Origin of the sequence: Micromonospora sp. NPDC049580 (assembly GCF_040675595.1) — a bacterium.
GTDB lineage: Bacteria > Actinomycetota > Actinomycetes > Mycobacteriales > Micromonosporaceae > Micromonospora.
In genome coordinates this window covers 1-11,032 of record NZ_JBFAPG010000175.1, presented here as the reverse complement: position 1 = coordinate 11,032, position 11,032 = coordinate 1, and the positions used below count along the sequence as shown (strand labels likewise).

Here is an 11,032-nt window from a genome sequence, read left to right as displayed (position 1 = left end):
CGATCCCGGCCTGACGCCTGGACCAGCCGAGTGACGGCAGCCGAGGCTTGCTTAACTCTAGGCGATCATGAACGCGCGTTGCGTGAGGCGCGGCTGGCCGCCGATCTGGCCCCGACGATGCACAAAGCCCGCCGCATATACGCGGTAGCACTTCTCGCTGGCGGTTGGTCCACGGATGCCGCTGCTGAAGCCGACGAGGCGGCCGGCCTCCTCGTGCCGCCGCCTTCCGGTGCCTGGAACGGTGACAGGTTGCTCGCGTTGGCCTACTGCCACGTGCTGCGCGGCCGAGCCGCCGAGGCGGTTAACGCAGTCTGCGGAGCTCTCAGCGGCTCGGTCCAACCGTACGTGATCTGGGAAGCCACAGTTGAGCTACGCGCCCTGGCAGCCTCCGTCCCAGACACAGCACCTGCCTGCGACCTAGTTTTGCCCGCCTTGCTGGTTTAGGCGGATATCGTCATCGCTACTCTGAGGAAGAAGGACACTGCCATACCGCGAGTTGGCTCGGCCCGCTGGCACCTTCATAGGTGGTCCTGAACGGGTACTCGTCGCATTCAGGCCGCGCTGCCTTTGGCAGGGCGGGTGATTTATAAGCCGACGCAGGCACGCGAACTGCAACGGCCAGCGGATTAGGGTGACTGCGCCCGGTTCGGTTGACTCCTGACCTGTGAGGATGCGTTCCTCGCTGGACGGATGCCTGCCATGCCGAAAGCGTTCCCGCCGGAGTTCCGTCGTGACGTGGTCGCGGTCGCCCGCAAGGGGTGAGGCGCCGATCGCGCAGATCGCTAAGGACTTCGGGATCTCCGAGTCGTGCCTGCACCGTTGGCTCAAGCTCGCTGACATCGAGGACGGGGTCCGACCCGGGGTCACCAGCAGCGAGTCCGCGGAGCTGCAGGAGCTGCGGCGGCGTAACAAGCTGCTGGAGCAGGAGAACGAGATCCTGCATCGGGCAGCGGCGTTCTTCGCCAAGGAAATCGCCCGAAAATGATGTACCCACTGGTCGGTGACCTGGCTGCGGACGGGATCCCCGTCGCGGTGACCTGCCGGGTGCTGGGTTCAGCAAGCAGGCCTACTACGCGTGGAAGACCAGCCCGGTCTCGCAGCGGGTCTGGGACGACTCGCACCTGATCAACGCCGCTCTGGACATCCACGTCGACGATCCGGCGTTCGGCTACCGGTTCATCGCCGACGAACTTCCCGCCCACGGCATCACCGCCGGCCCTAACCGGGTGGCCAGGCTCTGCTCACAGCAGCGCGGCCGGTCCCGCGGAACACGGCGAACCGCGCCAGCGCGTGGTCCTGCTCCAGGGACAAGGCGCCGAAGATCTCGGCGGCCGCCTCGGCCTAGCAGGACCGGCTCGTGAGGTCGAACCGCTCCAGCAGGCAGTCCGCGAGGATCGTGCTGGTCTTGCGGTGGTCGCGGTACCCGTCCGGCGCGGCCGCCAGCGCTTCCCGGCCGGCGTCGATGGCCAGATCGATGTCATCCCGGTTACCCACCGCGCGGAAACGTATCTGCGCGCAGATAGCTAGGTTCGAGAGGTAGATCGCGCGGTGCGGAGAACCCGGACCGGCGAGATCGATCGCTTGCCGGGTCAGCTCGATGGCCTCGTAGAGGTCCGCAATGGCCCCTCGCCTGCCGTGCCGGGTCACCAAACCATCGGCGATAAACCCGAGGTACTCGGCGCGGGCCGCAAGATACTTCGGCACCGTCGCCAGGCGCTGACGGAGGACGGTGATCGCCGCCTCCAGGTCGGCGTCGCCGCGTCTGCGCGCCCCGTACATCAGGGCGGCGGCGCCGACCGTCGGATCGGCGTCTTCGTCCGATACGCCGAACGTCGGCCGCAGCGCAGCCGGAACCAGCTCGGGACTGCGCTCCGCCATCATCCGGAACGCCTCGACGACGTGGTCTGGGGCAACGCCCTCGGCTCCCTCGATCCGGTGACGATGCCACTCGAGTCGTGCTGTGGCGCCGAGGGCGCGCAGCGTCACCCCGTCGGGATCGTTCAGGAGATCGAGCGCCTGACCGAGAAGGGCGTCGTCCAGCACACCGGAATCATCGCCGTCGCGCTCGAACCGCAGGATCGCGTCCTCGATACGCTCGAGCAGGTCCGGTGCGGACGAATCTTCCATCAGACGCATGCTTCCGCATCCCAATGGACCCGCAGTACATCGTTCAGGTCTTGACAGGAGGGCGTCCCCCGTCGGTGAGCGCCCTCGGGGACCTATTAGCGATACGTGATGTCGCTGCGGTTGACCTTGCAGTTGCGGTCGTTCCAGCCCTCGCCGAGTTACTTGGGCTCGCTGCCCTTCGCGTGATTTGCACCGGCAGCGGCTGGACCCGGCGCGCCATGGACGTGCTTCCAGTCGTGATCATCTGTGTACCTCCGCGTGTAGTGGGTCTCCCAGTAGTAATCAACGAAAGATCAACCCCAGCGCTAGTTAAGAGTTGTGCTGCGGGTGTCGGTCAGCACCCGGCGCCTGGAAGTCGTGACCGGCGCTGTCGTTGTTTGGGCCGGAAGTTACTGGGAGGCCAGGAGCACATCGCGCTCCCGCGCCTCCTCGCCTATGCGACTCACGCTAACCAGGAGCACTCCGCCCGAGCAGCCGTTCCGTGCGACCCGCTTCCGCCGGGCAACGTGCTGGAGCCGAAGGTGGACACGCGGGACTCCGGTTACCGGCGGGCGGCCTTCGGCATCCGTGCCGGCGCGGTCATCGCGGCGAGCAGCTCGAAGGCGGCCTCTTACTTGAACTATCGAAAATGATCTCTATGGGCCCGTTCCGTAACGGTCTGTGATCGTCCTCGCAGATGAGTCACTGGATCAGAGCTGCTCGTGCAACTCCTGAATGGCGCGGAGGATGGAGGTCATCAGCATGACCGCAACGAGGCTGTTGCCTGCCGTGTAGTGGCCGACATCGGCCTGGTGGACGGTGACGTGGCGGCTGAGCTCTGTGGGCGCTGGCGTGCCCCAGCTGGGGAACCACGCCGCGTAGAACGGCCCGATAGCGGCCAGCGCGGTCCTGAGCCGGAGCTCAGCCACCGACAGATCGCCCCAGTCGTCGATCTTCACGGCGTTCTTGACCTTCTTGTAGTCCCGGTCGATCGCTCGAGACACGACCGTTTCGGTGACTACCACGGCGAGCGACTGGGCGGCCTCGTCGTGCCCATCCGCGAACGCATTGATGACGTTGCTGGCGAGCGGAAGTTGGCTCACCAGCTCGCCGTCGCTGATCTTGGCAAGAACGTCCCGGCAGTCCTGGATGATGTCGTCGCGGTGTGCCAGCAGGACCTTGATCCGCTCATCTCGGTTTGCCGCCTGGAGGACCTGTCGGACGATCTCCTTCCGTGGCACCCAGACCAGCGGGATCCCCTCGTCCTGGACGATGGAGAACACCTTCTCGATGAGATCCGGGTCGCCCATCGGCCAGTTCGGGGGCAGCTTGGCGATGAGCCTGTCGATGACGGCCCCGACGCCTGTCATGTCAGGCAGGGTGATCTTCGGAAGGTTGGCGAGGCTCTTCTGGAGGTTGATGAGCATGGGCTCCATGGCCTTGCTGACGGCCGCCACTTGGGCTGACATCTGGGTTGCGGCGTTGAGGAGTCCAGGGGAAACGAGCTTGCTGTAGTCGGGCCACTTCGCGACTGCCCTGGCCATGGCTTCGATGAACTCCGGGGTCAGGTCCTCCGGACCTGGAGGACGACCCCGCTTCCATCCCTGGCGGGTAGGGGAATCCGCTGGATCGTCATCAGCCCGGCGAGGTGCCGGCTCCTCCTGCGGGTCGGGCGTCTCAACGTCGTCAGGCCGGTCAGTCATCGGTGCGTATCCCCTCGTTCTTCTTGATCGTGAGCGACGTGCTGGTCCGGCCCGCAACGGGTCGATAGTCCGGCATGCCCAGGTGGGTGGTTCGCTGGTTTGCCGCAAGCTGCTGCAGGGCGGCGAGCTTCTGCTCGGCGGCCGTGCGACTGACCTGCAGCCCCGCGATCTCGCCGAGCCACCCATGTTCGCGTGCCTCGGCGATCCGGGCATCTAGATTTTGAAGGATCGACTCGAGCCTGGGCGCTTGGGCAGGATCGGGGCGAAGCGCTGGGCAGCGGATGCAGGTGCTCGTGGACGCAGGGGGTGCCGAAGTCCCGGGTGCAGACGCCGAATTCCACCTTGCGCAGCTCGAAGTGGCCGAGGGACTCGGTCCACTCTTCCGGGGTCAGGTCGCGGTACTCCTCGCTGGGGCGTAGGGCTCGCCAGCGGGCGATGAAGACCCGATGGTGGGTGACGGCGTCCTTGGGATAGATCGCGGCGTAACCCATGATGGTGCTGAGGTTGAAGTGGCCGACGATCTTGGCGGTGATCTGCGGCGGGAGTCCGGTGCGGATGGCGTCGGTGGCGAAGATCCTCCGGAATCGTGCGGGGTGAAGCGCATCGGGAAGCCGGTGGTGTCGGTCAGGCCGCTGTGGGTCAGCCCGTTGTCGATGGCCTTGGAGATGAAGTTGCGGCTGACCGTGGCGTTCACGCCGTAGCGGAGCGCTGGAACAGGAACGGCATCAGTGGGCTTGGCGTGTGTTCGTGGTTGTCGTAGCGGGACACCAGGGGCAGTGCGGCTGAGCCGCGCCGGACCCGATGGATGATCGAGGCCAGGACGTCACCAAGTTCGGGAGAGATCAGCAGGAGCCGCTTGGTGTCGGTCTTTGACGGGGCGACCTGGAGCATCGGGACGACCTCTCCGGTCGTCGGCAGGGTGTAGGCGACGAAGCTGTGGTGGGTGAGCTCCTGGAGTTCCTCGATGCGGATGCCGGTGTGCCGTAACACCTCGACGGTGGCCCCGCCCCAGAACGCGTTGTTTTCCTCGTAGGTCAGGTCGCGGCGCCGGGCCCGCGATCTTGAGCTGGACGGGGACAGTACGCATTCTTCGTTCGGCATCGAGGCGCAGGGGCCTCTGCTTCATGTCGATCATGTCGGCTGCCTGCGGCGCACGCACTTAGGACATCTTCCAGTGGCTATAACCCCGAACCGCAAGGTAGGTCCGGACAAACGGATTCGCTGGCGTCTGGACCTACCTTGCGAGTCGCTGGTCAGCGCCTTGATCAACTGCAAACTAGAACCGGACGCGACACATGCCGTCTCGCCGACGTCGAATGCGAGTGGGCAACGCGGAAGGCGCGGCCGACGGTCGGACGACCTGTGCGACCGCGCGGCATCGGCGTGGTGGCGAGTGCGAGGCGGTGGTGGGTCAGGGTCAGATCCTGCCCAGGACGTGGGTCACGTACGTGTACAGGGCGTGGTGGGCGGCGCCGTCGAAGGCGTGCCGGATGTAGCGGCCGGTGGTGCCGGTGGCGTGACCGAGGATCCGGGCGATGACCGTTTGGGGTACGCCGGCGGCTTCGAGGGCGGTGGCGAGGCCGGCCCGCAGGCTGTGCCCGGCCAGGGTGTCGACCACCTCGGGCGGCTGACCGGCGTCGCGGGCGGCCTGCTTCACGGTCTCGGCGACGTACCGGTCGCTCAACGCCGTGGCGCGGACCCGGGCGCCGACGCTGATGCCGGACAGCACCGGGATCGCGCCGGTGCGGCGGCGGCCGGGCCGGTGCAGGTGTTCGCGGCGGCCGGCGGCGTCGAGCCAGGCGACGGTGGTGCGCACCGGGCAGATCGCGGCCAGCTCGGCGGGGGCTTCCGGTAGGTCGACGTGGCGGCCGCGACCGGTCTGGTCGGCCTTGGATCGGGCGATGAGTAGCCGCAGTCCTTCCTGGACCGGCTGCAGGTGGTCCACCGGCAAGCCGGCCAGTTCCTCGCGGCGCAGGCCGGCGAAGAAGCCGAGGCTGAGCAGGCACCGGTCGCGCAGCGCGGCCAGGTGCTCGCGTCGCTGCTCCAGCGGCGCATCGGGGTCGGGCGGCGGCCCGGTGGGGCGGGTGGCGAGCATGGCGGCCAGCAGCGGCAGCGTGACCGCGGCCTTGCCCTCCACGGGCCGGCCGTGCAGGCGGCGCACCCCGTCGCGGATGCGGCGGAACCGGGGATCGTCGGTGGGGGGCAGCAGCCCGGCGGCGAGGTGCCGGTCGCGGATCGCGGCCAGCCGGCCGTCCTGGGTGGAGATGGCCAGGTCGTCGCGCACCATCTGGGCCAGGTACAGGGCGACGACCTCAATCGGGGTGGGCGGGCCGGGGTCGAAGCCGAACCGGGCGCACCAGCTGAGCAGGGCGTCCCAGCCGGCGTCGTACTTGCGGATGGTGCCGGCGGCGCGGGATGCCTCGGCGAACCGGGCGACGTCGGCGGCGAGGTCGTGCAGCAGACCGACGTCGGCCACGGCCGCCGGCTGGTGGGTGGCCAGCCACCTGGTGAGATCGATCCGGCCGGGCACGGCGGGGGCGTCGACGAGCTCGCCGTGCAGCACGTCGGTCGGCTGCCGGACGGCGGGCAGCCGGTCCACGCTCACGCCGCCGCCCCAACGGCCGCCAGGAGGCGGTAGTCGATGGCGGTCACGCCGGCGGGCAGCCCGGTGGCCGGGCGGGCGAGCAGCGCCGGCGCGCCGAGGTGCCCGGCCAGGGCGAGGACCCCCCGTTCGGCCGGGCAGCCCACGCCGGCGGTGCGCAGCGCGAAGTCCCGCACGACCAGGGCGGCCCGATCGGCGTCGGCGGGGCGGTAGTTGCGTACCCCGAGCGCGTCCAGGGCCGTCAGGATGGCCTGGAAGCTGCCGGGCCGGTCGGGCTGCGGTTCGGCGGGCAGCCCGGCGGCGTGCGCGGCGGCGATGAGGTCGTCGGTGACCGCGTCGGTCAGCTGCAGCCGGGGCACCAGCGGAATCACCGCGTCGGCCGCCGGTTCGCCGTCGAGCACCGCGGTGAGCACCGCGGTGTCGACCAGGACGGGCCCGCCGGCCGGCAGGGCGGCCGAGGCGGGGCCGTCTGCGGCCGGTGGGACAGCGGCCCGGCCGGTGGTGTGACCGGTGAGCGCGGCGGTCAGGGTCGGGTAGCGGCCGGCCAGCCGCAGGGCCTCGGCGAGGTCGCGGCGCAGGCGGGCCAGCGCGGCGGCCGGGGTGGCCAGGACGAGTTCGCCCGGGGCCGCGCCGGACAGCACGACGACGGCGCCGGGATGCAGACCGGCCGCGTCGGCGAGTCCGGCCGGCAGGCGTACCCGGCGCCGGTTGTCCACGGTGGCCGGGGTCATGAGGTCGGTGCTGGCGGTGGGGGTCACGGCGTCTCCGGGCGGGTGTCGGTGGCGGCGAGCATGTCCTAGGAGCGAGCGTCAGGTCCGGCACGTGCGGGGGCCGCACACCGCGCGAGGCACGGCGGCCGACGCCGGGGCGCATATGGTCGGTGTTCCCGTCCCCTCGGACGCGGGGCGGCGGGCGAGCTCCGGGGCCGGTCAAGCTTGCGGGGCCTGGCGAACACATTAGACGTACCCGGCGACGTCGGGGGCACCGCCGTATCGGTGGGAGTGGCGGGGCCTCACGGGGTCGATCGCGACGACAGCCCCCGCCCGTTTGGGCCGGGGCGGGGCATACCCGCGAGTAACATCCGGGAATCTTCCGTTCCCGGACCTAACTGCCGCCACGGCCCTACTCGGGATGCGACCCCCGCCGACGCCCTCCAGCGAGCGGTTCCCGCCACCGATGGCGCGAATCTCCGACAGCCGCAGGGGATGATGCCCCTGCTGAGTTGGAAAACCGCTCGCCCCTAGGTACGGTGTTCATCGAGAGGTCGAGTAAGGACACATCCCCGAGGAGGGGCAATGGCACGAGGCGGCGAACCCCGATACACCCTCGCCCAGTACGCCCGGCGCGTCGGCATCAGCGACAGCCGCGCCCGCGCCCTGCTGAGCGCGGAGCGACTGGCCGAGCCCGACGGACACGACCCGGACCGGCGGCCGTACTGGCACGCCCGCACCATCGACAGCTGGTGCCGACGCACACAGCGGCCGGTGCCCGAAGACGCCGACTGGCCGCTCGGCTGGGAGCCCGCCGACGCGCCTGTGCCGATCATCGACCGACGCGACCTGGTGGTGCAGGGACACGACCCGCAGACCGTGTCGGTCATCGTCTACGACACCCCGCGTGGCCACGTCGTGCACGTCATGCGGCACAACGACTTCGGGCTCAGCTCCGAAGTGGCCGCCCGGGTCGCCGCCGAGGTGCTGCACCCGGTCTTCTGGGCCGACGCCGTGGTGCTCGTACCCGAGGCGATCCTGTTCGGCATGGACGAGGAGCACCACAGCATCGAGGCGTTCCGGCTGCGGGCGCCGCACACCGAGGCGGCCGCCGTCGGCTGGCTGCCCCGGTTCCTCACCGGCTCGGCCCCGGCCGGGGAGCAGCCGGCGCAGGTGGATCCCCGCACCGTGCAGACCACCTACCTCGGCTACGTCGACGCCAGCGAGATCCAGGAGGTCCTCGGCCGGCCGGTGCCGCTGTGGTACTACCGGACCTGCACCCCCGACGCGGTCCGGCTCATGCAGGCCTACGGCGACTCCGGCACGGTCGCCGTCCCCGACACCACCACCACCTGGCCCGCCACCCGCGACCGGGTGGCCGCCGCCATCGACGCGCAGATGCACCAGCGGTATCCGCATGCCTTCGGCCTGCTCGCCGCCGAGGCCGCGCAGACCCTGCGCGAGGAGCAGACCCGTCACCGCACCAGCCGCGACCGCGGTGACGGCTGGTACATCGTGGCCCGCCCGGCCCGCCCGGCCTGGCCCAGCATCGACGTCGAGCACCAGGTGAGCATCGCCGTCGCGGCACCCCCCGACCCCGAGGGCGTGGCCACCGAGCTGCCGGCGCTGCGGGAGGAGGAGGCCGGCCTGCCCTGGCACTCGCCAGCGTCCGACGCGCTGTGGCACACCGCCCGCCTCGCCGGGGTGGCCCTGCACCGCAGTCATCCCGAGGTCGTCTTCGCCGCGCCGACACGCTACACGGTCAGCGGCGACGGACCGGTGCTCGACCAGTGGCGCAAGACCCTCCAACCGCTCGGTGATGCCGAACGCGACCAGCTGCTCGCTGCGCCGACGCGCCGGCTCGCCCGGCTGCTGGTGCTGGAGACCAACATCGACACCATCCGCGAGCACCGCCTGATCGAGCGCGCGGTCGCCGAGGCGGCCGGGCTCTACCGGGACCCCGCCGGCCGGCTCGTCGTCGAAGACGCCGACCCCGCCCCCGACGAGAGGTCATACCGCGTCGAGTGGCCCACCAACATGCCCGACGGGTGGGGCGAGCACACCGTCATCGCCAGCGACGGCGGCCGCCCGGCGGCCGTGTTCGCCCTGACCCCGCGCCCCGACGGCCGCATGCAGGTCGACCCGCTGCCCAACCCCGGCAGCGAGCCCGGCTACACCTGGGGCTACTCCGGCAGCGGCCCCCGCGCCCTGTACCGGGCACTGGTGCGCTGTGCACTGCGGGACTGGACCGCCGACCTCGACCAGGGCAACTGGCTGTTCGCCCTGACCAAAGCCTGGCGACAGCCGGAGGGCAGCCCCCTGTGGAACTTCATCCTCACGCACCAAGGGGCGCTGCGTCTGCCATGGCCCCAGGTCATCGAATGGGCCCAGCACGACCTCAAGACGCTGACCGACCGCAGAGCGGCGGGTCACACGCCCGCACAGCCGTAGGGCGGGCCTAGGCGCCTCCTGGCGTGCAAGATCGTCACGCCCGGGGGCGCTCCCCCGGTGGTCGACGCGATGCGGTCGCTCGCCTTGCCGTCGCCAGCTCGCACCGGCTGCCTCAGGGCCACAGGGCAAATCCTCGATGCCGGTTCACGCCCCACCCGGCGGCGCCCTCCTACCTTCCCTGAGTTGGGGCGGCGCGTCGACGAGCAGCTGCTCGAGGCGGGTCCGCCGCTCTGACAGCGGCAGATCCAGGAGGACCTGGTCGCCGGCGTCCGCAGCAGGTCAAACAACACGAAGTAGGGGCACTCCCGGGCCAGCCGCAGTAGACCGCGGCGAGCGGTGGTCCCGTGCTGCAGCTGAGCGAAGTTGGTCCGCCCGCCCTCGAACACGATCAGCTCACCGTTGAGCACGACGCGCGGCACGGCGGCCCGGACGGCGTGGGTAATGTCGGGAAGTAAGGGGTGAGGTTTCGGGCTGCCCTTGACTGGACGTACACCCCCGTCGGTCTCGCGGAGCACTATCGCCCTGAACCCGTGCCACTTCGGCTCGTGGATGAGATCGGGGCCCTCGGGCACCTGGCTGACGGGCGTGGCGAGCATCGGCGCGACCGGCGCAGCAAAGGGTCCGCCGTCGCCCGGCCCGACGCCGGGCCGGGCTCCCCGCCCGCGCCGGGGGTGACCACTCCTCACCTTCGCATCGTGGGGGAGAGGCGACCGGGTAGGGGCGAAGATCAGCGACAGCGAAAGCATGTCCGGTCAGCCAGGTGGAGGATCGCCGCGGCGGCTCACAGGTCGTCGTCGGCGAAGGTCAACCCGAGCGCGCGGGCTCTCGCATTCTGCCGCGCGGTTCGCCGGATGATCTCGTCCCACACCGGTTCACCAGCGGCGATCGCCGTGGCGATCCATCCACCCGCTCCCTTGGGGTCATTGGTGCAGTGGTAGCAGCCGCAGTCGATCCCAGCTTTGATTCGCCGCTCGCGGTGGATGCGCCCCTTGGCGACGAACCGGTCCATCTCCCACGGGTCGACGCCGGCGTAGGTCAGATAAGCGCGGGCAGATTCAATCCACGTCCTCGGCTGCAGCATCGCGTTGCCGTGGAGCTCGACCAAGCCGAGAAACCCGTTGCAGCCGGCGCACAACAATCCCCGTACGCACCGGCCGCACGAATCACGGCCCGGGCAGCACAAGTGATCATGGTCGACTGAAAGGGGCACCAACCCGACCGGGTGGCGCCACGCCGACGTGCCGCAGACTCCGCACCCGCCGCCCTGCGCCCGCAGCAACTCCCGGAACCGAGCGGCAGTGATGCGGTGCCGCTGCAACGCCTTCTTCGGCGTGTCCAGGCAGCACACATCGAAGGTGCGGTGAGGGGCAACCAACCCGAGTAGGCGGGCGTCGACAAGGGCCACACGCCGGATTCTGGCAGTGGAGGTGGCCGCTGCCGCGCCTCGGCGCGCCGCGGCG

Annotated in this window: 9 protein-coding genes and 1 pseudogene; 4 read left to right on the top strand and 6 right to left on the bottom strand. The window is 70.2% G+C overall.

Features of this window, described 5'->3' with window-relative positions; genetic code table 11:
- Nucleotides 1-699: 699 nt before the first annotated feature.
- Nucleotides 700-1,253: pseudogene (locus AB0J68_RS16400) on the top strand (transposase); the annotation flags it as partial.
- 88 nt (nt 1,254-1,341) lie between these two features.
- Here AB0J68_RS16400 and AB0J68_RS16395 read toward each other — a convergent pair.
- Together AB0J68_RS16395 and AB0J68_RS16390 are read right to left on the bottom strand one after the other, a co-directional pair.
- Nucleotides 1,342-2,136, bottom strand: a complete 795-nt coding sequence (locus AB0J68_RS16395) for a hypothetical protein (RefSeq protein WP_363939188.1) — start codon at nt 2,134-2,136, stop codon at nt 1,342-1,344.
- 680 nt (nt 2,137-2,816) lie between these two features.
- Nucleotides 2,817-3,809 (bottom strand): hypothetical protein, encoded by a 993-nt coding sequence (locus tag AB0J68_RS16390; protein WP_363939186.1) that lies wholly within the window; start codon nt 3,807-3,809, stop codon nt 2,817-2,819.
- Between the two features lie 82 nt (nt 3,810-3,891).
- Here AB0J68_RS16390 and AB0J68_RS16385 point away from each other — a divergent pair, with 82 nt between their 5' ends.
- On the top strand, nt 3,892-4,026 hold the full coding sequence (locus tag AB0J68_RS16385) for a hypothetical protein (RefSeq protein WP_363939184.1): 135 nt from the start codon (nt 3,892-3,894) through the stop codon (nt 4,024-4,026).
- A gap of 229 nt (nt 4,027-4,255) precedes the next feature.
- The gene (locus AB0J68_RS16380; protein ID WP_363939182.1) at nt 4,256-4,510 is read left to right on the top strand and encodes a hypothetical protein; all 255 of its coding nucleotides are present in this window, start codon (nt 4,256-4,258) and stop codon (nt 4,508-4,510) included.
- Here AB0J68_RS16380 and AB0J68_RS16375 read toward each other — a convergent pair.
- The 3 genes from AB0J68_RS16375 to AB0J68_RS16365 form a co-directional block, all read right to left on the bottom strand.
- The gene (locus AB0J68_RS16375; protein ID WP_363939180.1) at nt 4,500-4,910 is read right to left on the bottom strand and encodes a hypothetical protein; all 411 of its coding nucleotides are present in this window, start codon (nt 4,908-4,910) and stop codon (nt 4,500-4,502) included. The two genes, AB0J68_RS16380 and AB0J68_RS16375, sit on opposite strands and share 11 nt — an antisense overlap.
- A 316-nt stretch (nt 4,911-5,226) precedes the next feature.
- Nucleotides 5,227-6,414, bottom strand: a complete 1,188-nt coding sequence (locus AB0J68_RS16370; protein WP_363939178.1) for a tyrosine-type recombinase/integrase — start codon at nt 6,412-6,414, stop codon at nt 5,227-5,229.
- Nucleotides 6,411-7,169, bottom strand: a complete 759-nt coding sequence (locus AB0J68_RS16365; protein ID WP_363939177.1) for an AbrB/MazE/SpoVT family DNA-binding domain-containing protein — start codon at nt 7,167-7,169, stop codon at nt 6,411-6,413. The genes AB0J68_RS16370 and AB0J68_RS16365 overlap by 4 nt, the downstream gene beginning before the upstream one ends.
- A gap of 537 nt (nt 7,170-7,706) precedes the next feature.
- On the opposite strand from AB0J68_RS16365, the gene AB0J68_RS16360 reads away from it, so the two are divergent.
- Nucleotides 7,707-9,572 (top strand): hypothetical protein, encoded by a 1,866-nt coding sequence (locus AB0J68_RS16360; RefSeq protein ID WP_363939175.1) that lies wholly within the window; start codon nt 7,707-7,709, stop codon nt 9,570-9,572.
- 781 nt (nt 9,573-10,353) lie between these two features.
- Here AB0J68_RS16360 and AB0J68_RS16355 read toward each other — a convergent pair.
- The coding region (locus AB0J68_RS16355; RefSeq protein WP_363939173.1) for an endonuclease domain-containing protein at nt 10,354-11,032 on the bottom strand (679 nt) is incomplete at its 5' end.

Coding starts and splice junctions, on each gene's coding strand:
- AB0J68_RS16390 (WP_363939186.1), bottom strand. CDS start 3,809: ATGACTGACCGGCCTGACGACGTTGAGACGCCCGACCCGCAGGAGGAG.
- AB0J68_RS16380 (WP_363939182.1), top strand. CDS start 4,256: ATGGTGGGTGACGGCGTCCTTGGGATAGATCGCGGCGTAACCCATGAT.
- AB0J68_RS16360 (WP_363939175.1), top strand. CDS start 7,707: ATGGCACGAGGCGGCGAACCCCGATACACCCTCGCCCAGTACGCCCGG.
- AB0J68_RS16375 (WP_363939180.1), bottom strand. CDS start 4,910: ATGCCGAACGAAGAATGCGTACTGTCCCCGTCCAGCTCAAGATCGCGG.
- AB0J68_RS16395 (WP_363939188.1), bottom strand. CDS start 2,136: ATGCGTCTGATGGAAGATTCGTCCGCACCGGACCTGCTCGAGCGTATC.